We start from the raw sequence: 517 nt of genomic DNA on the forward strand, positions 1-517 counted from the left end.
CTGGTCCGCCAGCTGCGCGTCCTTGGCGAGGATGCGCAGGATCGCGCCATGGGCGACCACGCAATACAGGCAGCCGTGGTCGGCGCTGACCGCGACCACGATCATCTCCTTCTCGGCCTGGGTCAGGCTGTCGGCTTCGCGCTCCATCAGCGCATCGTGATAGGCGAAGAAGGCGCGAAACTCCGCCGGCCGATGGGCCAGCATGAGAAACACGTTGGGAATGAAACCGGCCTTTTCCTGCACGGCGAGAATCCGCTCGCGCAGGTCGCAGGGCAGTGTGTCGAGGCTGTCGGGCAGCGGAAAACGGCTGATCGACTGAGTAGTAGGCAGCGCCATGGAAAGCTCCATTTCGGATGAGCGAATGGCCGGCCGGGCGAACCCGGCCGGTGCCGGTCAGTGCTGTTCGCTGATGCCCAGCTCGACCACGCTGATCTCGCGCATGCGGAACTTCTGGACCTTGCCGCTGATGGTCATCGGGAAGTCGTCGACGAACTTGATGTGCCGCGGCGTCTTGAAG

Annotated in this window: 1 protein-coding gene; it reads right to left on the reverse strand. The window is 64.0% G+C overall.

Annotated features, from left to right (window positions below):
- Positions 1-336: peroxidase-related enzyme (locus ACU8YC_RS26185; RefSeq protein WP_446896144.1), on the reverse strand; the 336-nt coding region annotated here is incomplete at its 3' end.
- Positions 337-517: the final 181 nt, after the last annotated feature.

This window comes from Citrobacter sp. VF227, from assembly GCF_052950715.1.